General features: G+C 63.2%; 17 protein-coding genes and 4 pseudogenes. 12 read left to right on the forward strand and 9 right to left on the reverse strand.

All coding sequences use genetic code 11. The annotated features are described in order from the left end of the window. Positions 1-8: 8 nt before the first annotated feature. The 5 genes from HGK27_RS30170 to HGK27_RS30190 all read left to right on the forward strand — a co-directional run bounded on the left by HGK27_RS30170 (position 9) and on the right by HGK27_RS30190 (position 4,372). The gene (locus HGK27_RS30170) at positions 9-1,043 is read left to right on the forward strand and encodes an aldo/keto reductase (RefSeq protein WP_206245659.1); all 1,035 of its coding nucleotides are present in this window, start codon (positions 9-11) and stop codon (positions 1,041-1,043) included. A gap of 41 nt (positions 1,044-1,084) precedes the next feature. Next, entirely contained in the window at positions 1,085-1,777 is a 693-nt protein-coding gene (locus HGK27_RS30175; protein ID WP_206245660.1) for an alpha/beta fold hydrolase, read from the forward strand. 184 nt (positions 1,778-1,961) lie between these two features. After that, a complete protein-coding gene (locus HGK27_RS30180) occupies positions 1,962-2,516 on the forward strand; it encodes a CGNR zinc finger domain-containing protein (protein WP_206245661.1) in 555 nt (184 codons plus the stop codon). After that, a complete protein-coding gene (locus tag HGK27_RS30185; RefSeq protein ID WP_206245662.1) occupies positions 2,513-3,442 on the forward strand; it encodes a cyclase family protein in 930 nt (309 codons plus the stop codon). Before HGK27_RS30180 ends, HGK27_RS30185 begins: the two co-directional genes overlap by 4 nt. A 45-nt stretch (positions 3,443-3,487) precedes the next feature. Then, positions 3,488-4,372, forward strand: coding sequence for an NAD(P)-dependent oxidoreductase (locus HGK27_RS30190; protein ID WP_206245663.1), 885 nt, complete (start codon positions 3,488-3,490; stop codon positions 4,370-4,372). Here the strand turns inward: HGK27_RS30190 and HGK27_RS30195 are convergent, their stop codons facing one another. From HGK27_RS30195 to HGK27_RS30205, 3 genes are read right to left on the reverse strand one after another with little or no spacing between them, the layout of a single operon-like run. Next, positions 4,373-5,206, reverse strand: coding sequence for an EamA family transporter (locus tag HGK27_RS30195; RefSeq protein ID WP_206245664.1), 834 nt, complete (start codon positions 5,204-5,206; stop codon positions 4,373-4,375). Between the two features lie 6 nt (positions 5,207-5,212). Continuing rightward, positions 5,213-6,031: a GNAT family N-acetyltransferase gene (locus HGK27_RS31385; protein ID WP_322099073.1), complete on the reverse strand. Its 819-nt coding sequence runs from the start codon at positions 6,029-6,031 to the stop codon at positions 5,213-5,215. After that, entirely contained in the window at positions 6,028-6,780 is a 753-nt protein-coding gene (locus HGK27_RS30205; protein ID WP_206245665.1) for an NAD-dependent epimerase/dehydratase family protein, read from the reverse strand. Before HGK27_RS30205 ends, HGK27_RS31385 begins: the two co-directional genes overlap by 4 nt. 206 nt (positions 6,781-6,986) lie before the next feature. Between HGK27_RS30205 and HGK27_RS30210 the strand changes: the two genes are divergently transcribed. Both HGK27_RS30210 and HGK27_RS30215 read left to right on the forward strand, forming a co-directional pair. Next, positions 6,987-7,427: a GFA family protein gene (locus tag HGK27_RS30210; RefSeq protein WP_206245666.1), complete on the forward strand. Its 441-nt coding sequence runs from the start codon at positions 6,987-6,989 to the stop codon at positions 7,425-7,427. Between the two features lie 37 nt (positions 7,428-7,464). Then, a complete protein-coding gene (locus HGK27_RS30215) occupies positions 7,465-7,902 on the forward strand; it encodes an NUDIX hydrolase (RefSeq protein ID WP_206245667.1) in 438 nt (145 codons plus the stop codon). Between the two features lie 299 nt (positions 7,903-8,201). Here HGK27_RS30215 and HGK27_RS30220 read toward each other — a convergent pair. From HGK27_RS30220 to HGK27_RS30230, 3 genes and pseudogenes are all read right to left on the reverse strand, one after another. Further along, positions 8,202-8,966: pseudogene (locus HGK27_RS30220) on the reverse strand (type IV secretory system conjugative DNA transfer family protein); the annotation flags it as partial. A gap of 77 nt (positions 8,967-9,043) precedes the next feature. Continuing rightward, positions 9,044-9,765 (reverse strand): annotated as a pseudogene (locus tag HGK27_RS30225) (SDR family oxidoreductase). A 92-nt stretch (positions 9,766-9,857) separates the two neighbouring features. Then, the gene (locus tag HGK27_RS30230; RefSeq protein WP_206245668.1) at positions 9,858-10,466 is read right to left on the reverse strand and encodes a LysE family translocator; all 609 of its coding nucleotides are present in this window, start codon (positions 10,464-10,466) and stop codon (positions 9,858-9,860) included. Between the two features lie 131 nt (positions 10,467-10,597). Here HGK27_RS30230 and gcvA point away from each other — a divergent pair, with 131 nt between their 5' ends. Beyond that, positions 10,598-11,476, forward strand: a complete 879-nt coding sequence (gene gcvA, locus HGK27_RS30235; RefSeq protein ID WP_206245669.1) for a transcriptional regulator GcvA — start codon at positions 10,598-10,600, stop codon at positions 11,474-11,476. A 34-nt stretch (positions 11,477-11,510) separates the two neighbouring features. On the opposite strand, the pseudogene HGK27_RS30240 reads toward gcvA, so the two are convergent. Then, positions 11,511-11,950, reverse strand: a pseudogene (locus HGK27_RS30240) (DUF3363 domain-containing protein); the annotation flags it as partial. A gap of 152 nt (positions 11,951-12,102) precedes the next feature. Here HGK27_RS30240 and HGK27_RS31245 point away from each other — a divergent pair. After that, positions 12,103-12,288 (forward strand): annotated as a pseudogene (locus tag HGK27_RS31245) (IS3 family transposase); the annotation flags it as partial. Positions 12,289-12,644: 356 nt separating this feature from the next. Here HGK27_RS31245 and HGK27_RS30250 read toward each other — a convergent pair. Next, positions 12,645-13,544, reverse strand: coding sequence for an AraC family transcriptional regulator (locus HGK27_RS30250; protein WP_206245671.1), 900 nt, complete (start codon positions 13,542-13,544; stop codon positions 12,645-12,647). A gap of 115 nt (positions 13,545-13,659) precedes the next feature. Here HGK27_RS30250 and HGK27_RS30255 point away from each other — a divergent pair, with 115 nt between their 5' ends. The 3 genes from HGK27_RS30255 (at position 13,660) to HGK27_RS30265 (ending at position 16,005) form a co-directional block, all read left to right on the forward strand. Then, complete coding sequence (locus HGK27_RS30255) at positions 13,660-14,625, forward strand: SDR family NAD(P)-dependent oxidoreductase (protein ID WP_206245672.1); 966 nt, start codon at positions 13,660-13,662, stop codon at positions 14,623-14,625. 301 nt (positions 14,626-14,926) lie between these two features. After that, the gene (locus HGK27_RS30260) at positions 14,927-15,385 is read left to right on the forward strand and encodes a GNAT family N-acetyltransferase (RefSeq protein ID WP_206245673.1); all 459 of its coding nucleotides are present in this window, start codon (positions 14,927-14,929) and stop codon (positions 15,383-15,385) included. Then, the gene (locus HGK27_RS30265) at positions 15,382-16,005 is read left to right on the forward strand and encodes an FMN-dependent NADH-azoreductase (RefSeq protein ID WP_206245674.1); all 624 of its coding nucleotides are present in this window, start codon (positions 15,382-15,384) and stop codon (positions 16,003-16,005) included. The genes HGK27_RS30260 and HGK27_RS30265 overlap by 4 nt, the downstream gene beginning before the upstream one ends. Before the next feature lie 29 nt (positions 16,006-16,034). Here the strand turns inward: HGK27_RS30265 and pdxR are convergent, their stop codons facing one another. Continuing rightward, entirely contained in the window at positions 16,035-17,477 is a 1,443-nt protein-coding gene (gene pdxR, locus HGK27_RS30270; RefSeq protein ID WP_241127920.1) for a MocR-like pyridoxine biosynthesis transcription factor PdxR, read from the reverse strand. Between the last annotated feature and the right edge of the window lie 64 nt (positions 17,478-17,541).

A 17,541-nucleotide genomic window follows, 5' to 3' on the forward strand; every position in this document is an offset into this window, starting at 1 on the left:
ATCATGACATGAACTATCGCTTCCTCGGCCGTTCCGGCCTCAAGGTTCCGGTGCTGAGCTTTGGCACGGGCACGTTCGGCGGCACTGGGCCGCTGTTCGGCGCCTGGGGCAATACCGGGGCGACCGAGGCGCGCCGCCTCGTCGATATCTGCCTCGAAGCCGGCGTCAATCTGTTCGATACCGCCGATGTCTATTCCAACGGGGCGTCGGAGGAAGTGCTTGGCACGGCCCTCAAGGGACGGCGCTCCGATGCCTTGATCTCGACCAAGACGAGCCTGCCGATGGGTGACGGCCCGAACGACGCGGGCTCATCGCGTTTCCGACTGATCGGCGCCGTCGAAGCCGCCTTGAAGCGACTGGGCACCGACTATATCGATCTTCTGCAACTCCACGCCTTTGACGCGATGACCCCGATGGAGGAGGTGCTCTCGACGCTCGACACGCTCGTCCGTGACGGCAAGGTCCGATATGTCGGGGTTTCCAACTTCTCGGGCTGGCAGGTCATGAAGGCGCTGGCCATCGCGGACCGCTATGGCTGGCCGCGCTATGTCGCCAACCAGGTCTATTATTCGCTGGTCGGTCGCGATTACGAATGGGATCTGATGCCACTCGGCGCGGACCAGGGGTTGGGCGCAATGGTCTGGAGTCCGCTTGGCTGGGGGCGTCTGACCGGCAAGATCCGCCGCGGCGCGGCGCTTCCTGAGGCGAGCAGGCTTCACGACACTGCTAGCTACGGCCCACCGGTTGAGGATGAGCATCTGTTCAGAGTGATTGAAGCCCTGGAGGCGGTCGCGGCGGACGTCGGCAAGACTGTGCCGCAGGTGGCGCTCAACTGGCTGACCCAGCGCCCCACCGTCTCTTCCGTCATCATCGGTGCGCGCGACGAAGACCAGCTTCGCCAGAATCTTGGCGCCGTCGGCTGGACGCTGTCGGCGGAACAGATCGCCCAGCTTGACAAGGCCAGTGCTGTCACCGCACCCTACCCGCACTTCCCCTATCAGCGGCAGGAGGGCTTCGCGCGGATCAACCCGCCGCTTGCCTGATAAGCGCCGCCGCTACGCGAGCCAGAGGCATCCCGCGCCACATGGGCAGACAGGTAAAGCTGCTTCTCATTCCCGGCTTTATGCTGGACGCCGATCTTTGGACCGACCTGCGGCCGGAGCTGGATGCGATGGGAGAGGTCATCGATGTCGACACCACGCGCGACACATCGATTGCGGCGATCGCCCAGCGAGCACTTATCGCGACGGACGGGCCGGTCGTCGTCGTCGGCTTCTCGATGGGCGGCTATGTCGCCCGCGAGATCGCCTATCAGGCGCCTGAGCGTGTGAAGGGGCTTTTGCTTGTTGCCACCTCGGCGGCGGCCGATGCCCCCCACCTCTTGAAATCGCGACGCTCCGTGGGCGGTCAGGTGGCACCCTTTCGTCGCCTCAGTCAGCGCGCGATCGAGAAGTCCCTGTCGCCGCTCTGTCGCACAGATGCGATGATCGAGCGCGTCCAGCGCATGAGCGAAAGGCTAGGTCCCGAGGTCTTTGCTCGTCAATCCAGTATCCAAAGGGCTGGCGATGTAATGCGCCTTCGCCAAATCACCTGCCCCACCGCCATCATCTCAGCCGGCGCCGACGAACTGCGCAGCCTTGCGGAGAGCGAAGCACTACGGGACAGCATTTCCGGCTCGGTACTCATCGTGGTCGAGGGATCGGGCCATCTCCTTCCCTTGGAACAGCCCGCCGCCGTGATCACAGCCTTATCCGCCCTGATGACGCGTCTTCGGTGAGAGCTAACAGGTGCAATCGCAACGACACGGTACGCCCGGCAACCTGGGCCTGAATATTCACCTCGGCGAAACCGCAGGAAGCGGTCGTGCCCCAAACCGAGGGTGCGCTGGGACACTGTCCCCGCTTGAGCTCTCCTAATCCAATGATGTTGACGTAACCATATATTCAAGTTACATTTTGGTCATGTTTGAATTTTCCGCTGGCTCTCGTGCACTTTGCCTTGTCGACACCGTGGGAAACCGTGGTGGAGCTGACATCGAGCGCTTGGCGACGCCGCAGGATTTCACGAGCTGGCTGCGCCAAGCATCCTTACTCGATTCCGAAGGCAGAGACGTCCTTGAAGCCGATCTGATCGATGCCCGCGCGCTTCGGGACGCGCTCTATCGGGCCGCTCTCGCGATCGTGAATGGCGAAAAGCCGGCGCCGGCCGATATCGGTGGGATCAATGTTTTGGCGCAGGGAACTCCACCCCGTCCACAATGGGTGAATGGCGAAGTCGTTCACGTCGCCGAAGATGGCGTGCGTGCGGCCATTGCACTGCTCGCCGGTGATGCGGTCGGAACGCTCGCCGACGCGCAGATCGGCCGCGTTCGCCTTTGCCCGGAATGCCGGATGATGTTCGTGGACAAATCACCGGCCGGGAGGCGTCGCTGGTGCTCGTCGGCCAGCGGCTGCGGCAACCGCGCGAAGGTCCGTGAACACCGCGCCAGAAAATCCCAGGAAGGAAGCGCCAGATGAGTACAGAACATCGCGTCCAGTTCGACTTCGAGATCGAGTTCGCCAATGGCGGCACGCTTCAGGGGCAGGAATTCCGCCTCGACATTGCGCATGACGACATCACGGACGACGCTCTCGGCGCCTACCTCATCGCCGACCTGCGTTTGCTGATGGTCAGCCGCGTCGCTATTCTCAACAAGCGCATCATCCATGAAAGGCACAAAAGGGCGCATAAGGCGCCGGCCGTAGCGAATACCGAAACGCAGCGGATCGATCTCAGCCATGTGATCGAAGCAGGCATGATCACCTACAAGGGCCTGCCGGCACCGCTGATCTGCGACCATCTCTCACGCGATGCGTCGCGGCAGAGCTATGATCCCGGCACCGAGTTCCAGATCGATCGGATCGAGATGGTCGGTAACACCGGCACGTATCTCGATACGCCCTTCCATCGCTACGCCGACGGCTATGATCTATCGGCACTGAACCTCGAGACGGTCTCTGGCTGCCCGGGGGTGATGATCAACGTGACCGGGGCAACAGACCGCGCGATCGACTGGACCATGCTTGCCGCTATCGATGTGCGCGACAAGGCGGTCCTCGTCCATACGGGATGGGACGCACATTGGCGCACGGATCAATATTTCGAGAATCATGTCTACCTGACCGAACGGGCGGCGATCCATCTGCGCGACAGCGGCGCGCGGCTCGTCGGGATCGACTCATTCAACATTGACGATACGTCCGGTGGGACGCGGCCCGTCCATTCGGTCCTGCTCGCGGCTGGCATCCCGATCGTCGAGCACCTGACCAATCTCCAGTCGCTGCCTACGGAAGGCTTCCGCTTCTGGGCGGTGCCGCCCAAGTTCAAGAAAGTCGGCACTTTCCCGGTTCGTGCGCACGCGATCATCGATGGGCGTGAGGCCCGATCCAACCAGAGTGCCTAGTTCCGCCCGCGCCGCCTTTGCAGCGCGTAAGCCGAGGAGGTTTTGATGGCTGTCGCGTTTCTGGGTCTTGGCCATATGGGTGCACCGATGGCGGCCAATCTTCTGAAAACACAGCCGGATCTTACGGTGTGGAATCGGTCGCTGCCGGCGCTTGAACGTCTGGGCGAGTTCGGCGCAACGATCGCGCCCACAGCCAGGGATGCCATCCGGGGCGTTGCCACCGTGCTGCTCATGCTCGCCAACGAGGCGGCGATCGATGATGTGCTGGAACGCGGATCCCCGGCGTTCACTGACAATGTTCGCGGGCGCCTTATTGTCCATATGGGGACGACGTCGACTGACTTTTCGCGGGAACTGGCTGCCGCAGTCGAAGCGGCGGGCGGTCGCTACGTCGAGGCCCCAGTCTCGGGGTCGCGAGTGCCTGCCGAGCAGGGCACCCTGGTCGCCATGATTGCCGGCCGGGGGGCCGACGTCGCCACGGTGCGCGACCTGGTCCAGCCGATGTGCAGCAAGACCTTTGCCTGCGGCCGCGTGCCCGGTGGCCTGGGCATGAAGCTGGCCGTCAACCTCTTCCTGATCACCATGGTCACCGGGTTGATGGAAGCCGCGCACTTCGCCGGCGCCGCGGGGCTCGATATCGCGCTGTTCCGCGCCGTGATCGATGCCGGCCCCATGTCCAGCGACGTGTCACGCGTGAAGCTCGACAAGCTGGTAAACGGCGACTTTGCGCCCCAAGCCAGCCTCGCTGACGTTCTGATGAACAGTCGACTGGTCGCCGGTGCTGCCCGTTCCTCGGCGGTTGCCACGCCTTTGCTCGACCAGGCGAACGCGCTCTATGCAAAGGCCGACGAAATGGGATTGGGCGGCATCGATATGATCGGGGTGCTTCGCGCGCTGGAGGAGCTCACGCGCAACCAGCCGGCGGGGTGATCAACCGGCGCGGAGCAGAGCGGCGCCGGCGGCAATGAGCACCGCCGCGATGACGCGCCCGGGCCCGACCGGCTCCTTAAGAAAAGCAACCGATATCAGGACGCCGAACAGGATCGCTGTTTCCCGCAACGCCGCTACGATGGCGACGGGAACCAGCGTCATGGCCCACAGCGCGAGACCATAGGATGCGGCGGTGCTTGCACCGCCGAGAATGCCCAGGCGCCAGTTCCGCCCTAGACAGGCGCGGAACGCCTGGCCGCGCCGGATGATCGCCCAGCTTGTCAGCGGAATGCCGGTCAGCAGGAAGATCCACAAGGTGTAGGCCGCTGCGGATCCCGATTGCCGCACGCCAGCGCCATCGACCATCGTGTAGCCGGCAATGACAACCGCATTGAGCAACGCGAGGCCCGCACCCTTGTCCAGCGAGCGGAGCGGGTTTCCTGCCACACCGAGGATACCGGCACAGATGACGGCGACGCCGCACCAGGCTTGGCAGCGCAATGGTTCGTCCAGGATGGTCGTACTTGCGATCGCGACCAGCAAGGGCGCGGCGCCCCGCATCAGCGGGTAGGTGCGGCTCATCTCCGCGACCCGATATGTCCACGCGACCAGCCCATAATAGCTGATGGACAGGACCGCCGATCCGGCCAGGAAGGGCCAGCTTGGGCGTGCGGGCACCGGCAGGAACGGCAGGCCGACCACGGCGATTGCTGCCGCAGCCCCTGTAACCAGGGCGGTCATCAGCCCCCTGTCCGTCCCGCCCCGGATGATCGCGTTCCAGGTCGCGTGCAGAGCCGCTGCGACCAGGATGACAGGGAAGACGGCAGCGATCACGCGCAGTCAGGCAAGATCGAGGTGAAGAAAACGGCTGAAGCCGCCGTCTGTATAGTTCGAGAAAGCTGGCCCCTCCCTAAATCCCCGACTCCGATAGAGCGCGACGGCCGGGTCGAACGACGGCAGGCTTCCTGTTTCGAGGCTTAGCCGCCGAACGTCGCGAGCCTTGGCCACAGCAATGATCGTGTCGAGGATGGTCTGGGCCGCTCCCTGGCGGAGGAAGTCCGGGTGGGTGCGCATCGACTTCACCTCGGCGGTACCGTCAGGCAGCGTTTTGAGCGCGCCGACGGCAGCGACGCGCGGGCCGGCCCACGCCGTCCAAACCGTCACTTCAGGAATCGTAAGCCCGGTCAGATCAAGCGCGTGAACATTGTCCGGCGGGGAATCCGCCCGCATGCCTGCCAGGTGCAGCGCCAGCAGGGCGCGGGTCTCCTCACCGCTCAGATCATCTTCGCGAACTTCAAAAGCCGGGCCTTCTTCCGCTTTGAAGGGGGAAAGGGATCGCTGCCAGTCATAGGCACGGTCCACCGTCGCCACGATAACCTGATACCAGTCATACCAGACCGCCCGCCCCTGCTCGCGGATGCGCGAATGATCGGGATCGTCCCTCCACGCGAGCGCATCGGCATGGTTGCGCCACCAGCTGACGGTGATTCCCACGCCGGCAACATCACGTGATGAGACTATCCCCAGATAGCCGTCTCGCGCTGCCGTGGCTTTTGCCATGGCCTCGGCCGCGGCGGCATACCCCTCGGCATCTGCCTGTGTACGACCCGAGACGAAGATCACGGCGACCGCGCCGGGAGGAGGCGAACGATCCCTCATGCGGTGGGCGCCACCTGCTGTGCGGCCATACGGAAGTCCGGGTTCCAGCCGAGTGCCGAAATCGCCTTGTCGATGCGGACCTCGCCGCCCGGATTGGCGACGTTGTAGATGCCCGGCGCTCCGTGATCGATCGCGAGAAAAGCGGCGTAGGCTGCGGCGTCGACATGCAGCGGCGACGCGCCATCGGGCGTCTCGCTCCAGGTGCCGGGGCCGAAGAGCTGGCCGTAGCGCAGCACTACGCCTTCGATCCCCGGCGTCTCGAGCACTGCACGCTCAAGCGGGACGATCCCTTCGCGGATCGTCGTGCCCCGCGCGCCTTCCGCATCGACCTCCAGCAGGTCTTCCTCCGCATAGGGTGGCGAGCCCGGCGCATAGGCCCAGGCGATGCTCTGCGCGATAATCCGCTGGGCGCCGGCTGCCACTGCTGCCCGCACCAGGTTGGGCGTGCCTTCGCGGCGCAGCCGGGCATTGGCCCGCCGGGCCGCTTCCGGATCCGCAGCCATGTCGCCGGAAAGGTCGGTAAGCTGGTGGATGACCACCGTGGGCGCAGCACCTGCCACCGCGCGCGCCAGGGCTTCGGCATCGAACACGTCGACGATCACCGGCCGGACGCCCGCCGCCTCAAGGTCGGCCGCACGCTGCGCCGAGCGCGTTGTGCCGAAGACTGTATGCCCTTGCTGCAGCAACAATGGAACCAACCGCTGCCCGATAACGCCGGCGGCACCCGCCAGGAAGATAGTATGAGGCATTGCGCCCTCCTTGATGATCTGCGCATGAGGTGCAGCGCAACGCAGCGCCTGGGAAGCACCAAGACCGTCGGTTTTGCCTGTACCATCGTCGTGGTACCCGCCGCCCTCAAGCCAATGGTACAGTCGAAATCACAATTCTTGCGGCTGGCCGTCGGACGCCAAACCGCTACTCCTGTAATCTTGTATTGTCGCAGGGGAATGCGCCTATGACGGAAGCAGTCAACACCATCCTCGGCGGATGCCATTGCGGATCTGTGCGGTTCGAAGCCACGTTGAGCGACGGCTTAAACACGATCCGTCGCTGCACCTGCTCCTATTGTCGAATGCGCGGCGCAGTCGCCGTCTCGGCCGAACTGGGCGGCATCCGCCTGCTCCGGGGCGAAGACACGCTCACCAGTTACCGCTTCAACACCCAAACGGCGCAGCATTTTTTCTGCTCGCGCTGCGGGATCTACACCCACCATCAGCGCCGATCCAATCCGAACCAGTACGGCGTCAACGTCGCCTGTCTCGATGGGGTGAGCCCCTTTGACTTCGAGGAAGTGCCGGTCTTCGACGGCGTCCGTCACTCCCGCGATAATGGCGGGGTTATCCTGCGCACCGGTACCCTGCGCTACATCCCGATCGACCAGGGCGATCCGGCGTAAGTCTGTCGGACTATGAGAAGATGACGTACATTCAGACATGATCACCCCATCTCCCGTTCGCAGACCCGTGCCGGCCACGATTGCCGCCGTGATCCGGGATGGATCCGTCCTGCTGGTCCGTCGCGCCAATCCGCCGGACGTCGGCTTGTGGGGCTTTCCCGGTGGCAAGATCGAGTTTGGTGAGACGATCGCGCAAGCCGCCGTTCGCGAACTGTTCGAGGAAACCGGCATCCAGGCCGAGGCAGGCCAGGTCTTCAACTGCGTCGACGTCCTCGATAGAGCCGAGGATGGGACGATCCTTCACCATTATGTCCTGATCGCAGTGTTGTGCCGCTGGATCGCCGGATCGCCGGTGGCGGGCGACGATGCGCTGGAAGCCGCCTGGCACCCGCTGGCGGATCTGCGCGACACCGCGCTCGCAATGAGTTTCGGCGTTGCCGATATCGCGTTTCAGGCTGCGGCGCTGGGGGCCTAGGGGCGTGGAAAGCTGCCCCGACTGCGATGGCAGGCGGGCCGAGAACAACGAAGATGGGCACTATTCCTACGCCATAGCTACCTGATTCTACGCTACAGTTCTCCCATGTTTCCGAGCTGGCCACCATCCAGCCGAAAACGCAGACATCATGATGTGGCGCTGGGGCGATGCAGCCGATTTTTGTCCTGTCGGAGGTATCCCGCGAGAATATTTCAGCTGGACGCGAGGCAGGCAATGCGTTCCGCGATGCCGCCTATTTCGGGCGCCAGGGTCGCGCGAACCTCGTCGCAAAGTTCGAGTTCAAGACGATCGTTGGGATCGACCAGAATGTTGGCAATGTTCTGGACATCGCACACCTCCCATTCGCCGCGCCGCACTTCCAGCAGCGGGTTATAGGAGGCCGAGTTCGGATTGGTCGGGTCGAACAACAGCACGCGACCGTCCAGCGAGCGAAAACCGGCGGTGAGCTGCCAGTTCTCGCCCTTGATGTCATGCGCGATGGCGCGGCCCGGCCAAGTGAGCAACGAGGGGATCACGAGAGCGACACCCTTGCCGCTTCTTGTCGGCGCGAAACACAGCACATGCTCCGGCCCGTCGTGGCGCAGATAGGCCCGCTCCAGCTTGCCGAGCACCACGCCATCCGACCCGAGCAGGCCGGCGGCCTTCACCTCGTCAGGCTGTGCCCAGCGGGCAGAACCGTAAGTTTCGACGGTCTTCGCCTCACGCGCCCGCCACACCGACATGGCGATGGCGGCAGCGGCCGAGAGAAAACCGCCCGATGTCGCGATAGAGGCGCCGTGGACGAAGATCGATGGCGCATAGGCTTCGTAGAAATACTACCACCAGAAAAAGGCTGGCGGATAATAGACCCGCATCACGAGTAGTCGGAACCAGGGCATTCCTAGCTGCGACTCAAACCCGAGCTGCCAGCCCGCCCATTCCGTGGCGCCCCAGGTCGTGAACAGCACGATCAGCGAGACGACGATGATCGGACCCCAGAGGATTTTTGCGGGAACACTTACTCTTCTCCTTTCGGAAAGAGCTCGGCACCGAAATTCAGAAATGGCAAGTCTTTCAGAGAGAGGCTCTCATTCAGGCGTACCGTAGCGTATAAATACAGGCGATAGCGTAAGACCAGATTTCAGCGACCAACAAGACTACCGCCGCCATCGACGGCGAGAACCTGACCTGTAATGAAGCTGGCGTCAGATGACAGAAGAAAACATATGGCGGCTGCCACCTCAGCCGGAGTTCCAAGACGGTGCATTGGGATGGTCGATAGCACGCGCTTTTCCGCGTCGCTGTCGGCGGGCCGGGTTTTTCGGAACAACTCGGTCTCAATCGGGCAGGGGGCAACGCCGTTCGCCGTGATGCCATACTCGGCAAGCTCCAGCGCCCGGGTGCGTGTGCAACCGACCAACTCTCTCTTCGTCCCCGAATAGGCCGTGCGGTCAAGCGCCCCGTAAATGGCGCGGCTACAAACATTGACGATACGGCCGTAACGTCGGGCCTTCACTACTCCGGCGAGGGCCTGCGTGCCCTGAACAGCCGTGCGGAAGTTCAAATCAAGCACGTTCTGCAGCCTCGTCATTTCGATCTCGCCGAGAGGCTGTGGAGAAGCGACGCCGACGTTATTCACGAATCCGTCGATCTCGAAGTCTGCTGCGATACGCGCCAGGGTCGTCTCAGTTTGGTCGAGGTCGGCAAGGTCGCAGGCCAAGAACGTGCCGGGAAAGTTATCTCCGAAAGAACTGCGGGCAATGCCGACCACACGATGACCTTTGGCGGATAGTTATCGGATACAGCACGGCCGATACCCTTGCTTGCGCCCGTCACGAGGATTGTCGATCTTGGAGTGGACATTACTCGCGTGCTGTCGGATTGAGAAGTGGTCAAATCATCATCCTGTAAGGGAATATCGTCCGCCAGCTACCGCTGAAACCTCCAGTCAAACGTCAGGTCAGAGCAACATAGGCAGCGACCGCTAACATACATGTACCGAACGCCCATCCCTGGACACGCATCGCCCCTTCAGACCGGAATCTACCGAGAATCACCTTCCCCGCGTAGATCCAAGGAAAATGACAGACCACGCAGACGATCATAAAGGCGATCGTGAGTTGAACAACCTGACCCGACAACGATGCCGCTGGGTCGAGGAATTGCGAAAGCATGACCAAGATCATCGAATGGATTTTGGGATTCAGAGCGACGGAGAAAAATCCGTCGCGACAGCTCAATTGCGCCGGAGGCGTATCACCTTCAGCATTGGGCTTGGCCGAGGTATGAAAGAATCCCCAGGCGAGATAGAGCAAGTAGACCGTGCCAGCCCACTTCAGGATTCGATCGAACTCCGGATGGTCATGAAGCGCGCGCCCGAGGCCGAGACCGTAGATGAGACAGAGCAAGAGGTTGCCAACCTCGAAGCCAGCCCAGAACGGAACTGAGCCCCACACCCCGGATCGTCCTCCCGTGGTGGCAAGAAGAGTGTTGCCGGGGCCTGGGCTGATGACCATTGGAACAGCATAGCCCAGAAAAAGCCCCCATATTTGCCATGAGATCATCGTACGAAATCCTCCGAAGCAGGCCGATACCGGAGCCGCCGGGATCGCTTCCTTCCTCTAAAAGAACGCGACTTTCGCATTTCCGCAAAACGACTTATCTTCACGGCTTCGATAAGCTGGAGTAATCGAGAATGCGCCGCCTACCTCCGCTTGGCGCCATCCGCGCCTTCGAGGCCGGCGCACGGCACCTGAATTTCACCGCCGCCGCCACTGAGCTGTGCGTGACGCAGGCCGCCATCAGCCACCAGGTCCGTCTGCTGGAGGAATGGCTAGGCACGCGGCTGTTCGAGCGCAAAGGCCACGCCCTATGCCTGACAGCAAAAGGGGCCGCTTACCTGCCGGAGCTGACAGAAGCGCTCGATCGCATGTCGGCGGCAACGATGCGTTTGCGGGAGCGGGAGGATGGCCCGTTGCGTATCACCGCGCTGCCGTCCTTTGCGTCATGCTGGCTTGTGCCTAGGCTTGGAAGATTTCGTGCGCTCCACCCCGAAATCGACCTCCGTCTCACCAGTTCGGCCGAGTTGTGGGACTTCAGCAAGGATAGCTTTGACCTTGGTATCCGTTCCGGGCTTGGGCGATGGCCCGGACTGAAGGCGGACCTGATCGCGCGCGAGACGTTGAGCCCGGTCTGCGCGCCGGTAGTTGCGGCTGGTCCGCCCACACTTCTGGTGCCGTCCGACCTTCTGAACCTCAAGCTGCTGCAAGATACGCCGAGAGATGCATGGTCGCGCTGGTTTGAGCACGCGGGCATCAATGGAGCGCGCATTCGTTCGCCCCTCCTTTTCAACGACGCCGGGCTGGTGCTACAAGCGGCTCTCGACGGCCAAGGGGTGGCCCTTGGCCGACTGGTGCTTGCGAGGCAGGCTCTGAGCAGCGGCAACTTGGTCCAACCTTTTGCGATCGAACTTCCGAATGACTATAGCTACTGGCTGGTCTACACGCGTGCCGCGTTGGAGCGCCCGGACATCGCGGCGTTCCGCGCTTGGCTGCGATCCGAGGTGTCGGCGTAGCAAGTGATGCCGTAAGGCCCGCGCCATTCGGGTGCTAGAGACCCAACCCACGCTTGCGACCAAAGCTCCAATCGATGCCGCCGTCGTCCCTCGCGACGCCGAAGACGTGCTGCCCGAGCTGTTTTCGAGCGAGGGAGTCCAGTGCAAGAACTGGAAGCCGAGGCCGTCGTCGATCATGGCGAAACGACCGGAACTGAGCGCGAAGCGCCGCCTATATTCCCGCGCGACATATTCACCGGCAGCGGAGTGAGCAAAGGGGTGGTTCGTCTCGGCGGAGAGCTTAGCGCCCAAGGCTTCGATGTCGCGGCGGCGCAGCGTGTCGATCAGGTTGCGGCTGTGGAGCACGCTACGGCCCTGCCGTCCGGCAAAGCCTTTTTCGATCAGGCGCTCGGCGCGGCGCTTCATCGCGTAGCGCACTTCAACTCCGAAGCCCGTTTCTCTTAGCACGACGGGTTCGCGCGCGGGTGTTCGTCGGCGGCGGCATTGCGACGGTTGGCGCCGCCGTTTCGGCCGGGTTGGCGGTCGCCGCGCTCGGCCGCCGAATCGCCCCGCTGGGCACCGTAGACGTGGGACCGCGACTCAGCTTGACGTCGCTGCCTTCGCGCGACGTGATGATTTATTCGGCGGCGATCGTCGATCTGCCGACCTACGGCTATCGTCGCGTTCATGCGCTGCTCCGCCGTCAGGCCGAGCGCGATGGGCGACCGCCGCCGAACGCCAAGCGGGTCTACCGGGTCATGAAGCTTCACGGCCTGCTGCTGCAGCGGCACAGCGGGCGTGGCGCAGAACGTCGGCATGACGGCAGGGTTGCGCACGGCACCCCGCTCACGCGTCTTTTTTCCACGGTTCGTACGAGCTGTAGCGACCCGGTGTGGTAGAGTTTACCGACATATGCGGCGACGCCCTGAAACAGCAGACGTCGCGGAATCGATGATCGTGACGGCCTGGAACACTGCCATTGTTGGGGGCGGACTTATCGGTGGCATTCTGTTCGACACCCTGGGAGCGGCCTCTTCCCATGGTGTTCGCAGCCCTGCTGACCGCCACATCGGTGACCGCGCGATTAGCGCGCGAACACTGCTTGCCGGTCAACGCACGGCGGAAGCCATGCTGATCTGTCGGGGATTCATGAAACGGAGAGAGGTCGAATATTGGTGCCGACGGAGTGTTACTGCCGCTGATATTGCCTCGGCGAGCAGGCCATCGTTCGTTTGAAAGCCATGCTGAAAGCGCTTTCGGACTCATAACCAACGGAAAAAGCGATGGAGGCGACATTCTCGCGGGAATTGCGCAGCCGCTCGCCCGCAATCAGCATCCGCCAACGCTTGAGATATTCCATCGCCGTCATGCCGACACGCAGTTTGAACTTCTGAGCGAAGGTCGTGCGCGACATGCCGGAGAGATGCCCCAATTCTTCCAAAGTCCAGCGACGAGCGGGGTCAGCGTGCATGGCGCGCACGGCGGCGCCGATCTGGCGATCGGACAAAGCGAAGAACCAACCGACGCCGCCATTGTTCGAAGCCAGGTAACGCCTCAGCGCTTGCACCAGCATGATGTGCGCGAGATGCTCGGCGACGAGAGCGCCGCCCAATTCTCCCTCGCGCAACTCCTGGGCAAACTGATCCAGTGCCCAGCGAAAAACCGAGGCTTGGGTGGACGATTCCCGCACATGGACGATCGGAGGCAAGGCTCCGAACAGGATAGCCGCGTGGTCGCCCGCAAACGCGAACCGGCCGCCCACGAGAAAGAAGTCACCACCGCCATTGCATGTCGCGACCCCATGTTGGGCTGCGACGTAAATCGGACCAGAATCGACCGGATCGAGCGACGGGTCGGTAGTGAGCACGAAGGGGCGGCCGCGTGTCAGGAGAAAACAATCTCCTTGCTCAAGCCGTTGCGCCTCGGGATAGCCTTCGACAGACACCCAGCAGGCGCCCCGCATCACCGCGTTGAACTTGATTCCCTCGTGCGCAGGGAAAGCGAGGGACCAGTCTCCGCCGGCATCGAGGCCGGCGGAGACGGTGCTGCGCGGTTGCAGCAGCGAGAGCACGGCGGAAAGAGGATCCAAAATGAAAATCCGCACGATCTAAGAAGAAAGCCGTACTGTACAGCATGGATCGTACGAGGCCCAAGGCATATTTGTGACCAGCCAGATCAGCTACCCCCGATCCAGAAGGTCCAAAATGTTCGAAAACCAAGCACCCATCGGTTCCGGCTTCGGAGCGCGAACAACCGCCGAGCAAGTCTTGGCAGGCCGTGAGCTGACCGGGAAGACCGCGATCGTCACCGGAGGTCATTCCGGCCTAGGTTTGGAAACGACGCGGGCGCTCGCTCATGCCGGCGCACATGTTGTCGTCGCGGCGCGGCACCCCTCAATTGCCCATGAAGCCTTGCGAGGCTTGGAGGGTATAGAGGTCGGGACACTCGATCTTGGAAATCTCGACAGCGTTCGGGCATTTGCGGAGCGCTTCGTCGCAACCGGCCGCCATGCTGATATAGTCATCAACAATGCCGGCATCATGGCCTGTCCCGAAGCTCGCGTGGGGCTGGGATGGGAAGCCCAATTCGCGACCAACCATCTCGGCCACTACACCCTCGTCAACCTGCTATGGCCAGCCCTCGTCGGCGGGGCGCGGGTTGTCGCCGTATCGTCGGCCGGACATCATGCGTCCAGCATTCGCTGGGACGACATTCAATTCGAGCATGGCTATGACAAGTGGCTGGCCTATGGTCAGTCCAAGACGGCCAACGCTCTGTTCGCCGTGCAGCTCGACGCGCTCGGGCGCGATGCTGGCGTGCGCGCCTTCTCCCTTCATCCTGGCAAGATTTTCACGCCACTCCAGAGGCATTTGACGAAGGAGGAGATGATCGCTTCTGGCTGGCTGGACGCCGAGGGCAACCCGGCTGATCCAACATTCAAGACGCCGCCACAGGGCGCTGCGACACAGGTTTGGGCCGCGACATCGCCGCAATTGGAAGGCGTAGGCGGAGTTTACTGCGAAGATTGCGATATTGCTCCGCTCGACAGCGGTATCGAGCCGTCCTTCGTCGGGGTCCGTAGCTACGCCATTGATCCCGAGCAAGCCGTCCGGTTGTGGCAACTGTCCGCCGAGCTCACCGGCATCAATGCGCCGGCAGCAAGCGCATGAGGAAATTATAGCATCGCCTTTATTGCCACCAGCTTGGCATTTGGCGCAATCTGCTGATGGCGGGACGCTATGAAGGGCGCTATGGGCGACGTCCCCGCGCCGATCGATATGGCGGTCGGGATTTGCGGGCTTTCGTTCGGCGACGCGACGACGTTGTTACAGACTACGTCCGCCAGGATTGCAGGCGAGGGCTGACTGGGTCTGCCCGTCATGGGTCAGCGCGATTACGGTTTCTTGGTTCTTCCCCTAGCCTCCCCTGTCCGGAACAAAGAGCGCGACCACGCAAAGCCGGGAAGACCAAATGACACTGTCCTCTACCGAGGTGGCAGCGTTCCACCATGCCGAAACACCTGCCGATTTCTTCGCCTGTTTCGACGTGATCCGACAACTGAGGCCCAAGTTGCTTTCCGCGGACGACTGGCATGCGCAAGCAGAGTCGATGCGCTCCGAGGGGTACCGGGTTCTCGTCTGCCGCGACGGCGGGCGGGATGCCGCCGTCGCCGGCTACCGGATCTCGACCAATCTCGTCCATGGCCGCTTCCTGTTCGTCAACGATCTGGTGACCCTGGGCAGCGTGCGCGGAAAGGGTCTGGGGCGACTTTTGCTGCGCGAACTCGAACGGATCGCTGAAGCGGAGGGATGCGAGCGTCTCGTCCTCGATACGGCGATAGCCAATCTGGCGGCGCGGCGTTTCTACACGCGCGAAGGGATGGAAGAGCGGATCGCCGGCTTCATCAAGCCGATCGGCACCCCGGCATGAGCCAAATCCTGCATCTCACTTGCAGCCCGCGCGGTGCCGAGTCCCACAGCACGGCATTGAGCACCGCCATCGTGCAACGCATCATCGCGGCCCGACCAGATGCGAGCCACATCCGGTGCGATTTGGGCGCGGCGCCCCCTGAAGGGATCGACGGGCCCTATGCTTCTGCGCTTGTCGCGGGGCAGGCAGAAACCGGCTTTTCTTCGCCCGCGCTGGATCGCTCCGCCGCGGCGATCGCCGAATTGGCGGCAGCAGACATGCTGGTGATCGGCACCCCGATGCACAACTTCACCGTGCCCGCCGCGCTAAAAGCCTGGATCGACCTTGTTGTCCGCCCCTTCCACACCTTCGTACCGGGCGCGAACGGCAAGGTCCCATTGCTCCCCGGCAGGCCAGTCTTTGTCGCCATCGCGTCAGGTGGACATTTTCATGGCGAGGGCGCAGCGCAGCCGGACTTTTTGACGCCCCATCTCTTGGCGGTGCTAGGCTGCATTGGCCTGCGCTCCGTGCACTTCCTGCCCCTGCAGCGCACCGCCAGAGCCACAGCGAACGATCTGGAGCAGCAGACCCATGTGCTTCTCAATCGGGTCGACGACATCCTGCGTCACATGGGAGCGTAGCGGCGTTGCGCGTGCTACGCTCCCGGGCTTTACTGCGCGGGCCCGAGGTCGTTCCTGATCACGGACAGCAGGCGCGCGGCATCGCCCTTCAGTGTCTCGGGCGCCGCGTTGGTGATGCCGATGACCAGCCCTTTCTCAGGCGCCTGCGAGGCATACCATTGCGACAGCGCCGTTGGCGCGAAGCCTTCCTCCCGCAAGCGCCCGGCAAGCCCCACATCATCCACTCCGCACGCGAGCGGCACATGAACGGCCAGCCCCGCCGCCCGGACACTGCCAGCGGCCTGCAGGGCATCGAGCACCGCCTCGCGGCGCTTGCGGTAGAGGAGCTTCATGCGCCGCAGATGGCGCAGATAATGTCCATCAGCGAGGAATTCGGCCAAGGCGGCCTGCGCGGCATAATTGGGCGGCGGGGCGAGATAGGTCGCCACTCGCATCAACGGCGCGATCAAAGTTTCCGGGGCAACGAGGAAACCGATGCCAAGCGACGGGCTGATCGTCTTGCTGAAGGTTCCGATATGGATCACGCGGCCATCGGGATCGCTGGCCGCGAGCGCCGGAGCGGCCCGACCGTCGAGGTGAAGTTCGCTGAGATAATCATCCTCGATGATCCAGGCATCGCTTTCCCTTGCCCAGGCAAGCATTGCCTGCCTTCGTTCCGGGGACAGGGTATGGCCGAGCGGTGCCTGCTGCCCCGGCGTCACGACCGCCAGCCCGGCGTCCTGGGCGATCGCGATGCCGAGACCCACATCGATGCCTTGGCCGTCCACGGCGACGGGAACAGGAGAAAAGCCAGCCAGCTTCAGGCCCTGGCGCGAGACGGGATAGCCTGGGTCCTCCACCCAGGCGCGCCGCCGCGCGGAAGGGAGAGCTTGGAGCACCAGCCCGAGAGCACCTCGGAAACTGGTGGTGATGAAGACCTGCCCCGGCGTGCATTGCAGCCCGCGCGCCAGCGCAAGATGGGCGGCGATCTGGTGGCGCAACGCGTCCATCCCGCGCGGATCGAGATAGCGCGTGCGCAGCGCCCCGGCATCGGCCGCCCGGCGGTGCAGACGCGCCCACAGCTTTGCCGGGAAGGCGTCGTGGGCCGGCACGCCCATCTGAAAGATGCCAGGCGGCCCGGCGCCGAAGAGATCGAGCGAGGAACGAAGGTCGGCAAACCGGTCCGCCGCGGCGGGAGATGCTCGCATCGGCGAATCCGCGACATGGGTGCCGGCCGCCCCCGACGAGGCGATCAGTCCTTCGTCCGTGAGGCGATAATAGGCCGCGCGTACTGTCCCGCGTGCCACGCCGAGCTGCGCGGAGAGATCCTGCCAGGATGGAAGCCGCGCACCGGGGGCGAGTGCCCCTTGCCGGATCGCGGTCCGGATGGCGGCGCAGATCTGATCGGTGAGCGGGAGCGGCAGGGTTCGATTGATCTCAAATCGGAAGTCCGCTGGCGGCGAAATATCCTTGGAAGATGTGTCCAGCGTCACGTCAGTCACTTCATTATGGGAGTCGCTGGTCCCTCATATGATCGGATCATGTCCCGCGTCATGC

The sequence above is a fragment of the Novosphingobium terrae genome, from assembly GCF_017163935.1.
In the GTDB taxonomy this organism is placed as follows: domain Bacteria; phylum Pseudomonadota; class Alphaproteobacteria; order Sphingomonadales; family Sphingomonadaceae; genus Novosphingobium; species Novosphingobium terrae.